Source organism: Staphylococcus sp. EG-SA-2, assembly GCF_017152085.1.
Map to the genome: position 1 here is coordinate 1 of NZ_JACYHC010000106.1, position 553 is coordinate 553.

Genomic DNA, 553 nt, shown 5'->3' on the forward strand with positions numbered 1-553 from the left:
AATAACTTTCATGTTTTATAAGTAATTAACATACTCATTTGAATCGCTTTTGTGTGCTTTCATTTTCAACATGATTATTTAATCCCACTACATAGCAATCAAGCTTGATTTAGATTTACAATTCATTTCCACTCTCATGTACTCTAGATGTCTTTGAATATGATAACTGTGATTTAGTAGCTTCATTCTTTAAAAATATATACATTATTACTTACGCTTAAAATGCTTTAAATTTAAGAAATGATATAAGTTAGGTGCCCAGGTACTAAAGTTTAGTAGGAATCCATCATGTCCAACATTATCAGGCACGAAGAAATGACGATGATATTTAAAACGTTCACCTAATGCACGAACTTGATCGTCCGGATATAGCAAATCATCTATGAACCCCATCGTTAAGACTTTCGTTTCTAAATTTTTAAAAATATGCGTTACGTCTGTGCGACCTCGGTCAATGTTGTGACTATCCAATACATCTAGCAGTGTCAGATAACAATTCAAATCAAAATGTTCTTTAAATTTATTACCTTGATGTTGTTGGTATGCGACTACT

1 pseudogene is annotated in these 553 nt (G+C 31.6%); it reads right to left on the reverse strand.

Annotated elements, in window-relative coordinates:
- Positions 1–207: 207 nt before the first annotated feature.
- Positions 208–553, reverse strand: a pseudogene (locus IDG60_RS27140) (homoserine O-acetyltransferase MetX); the annotation flags it as partial.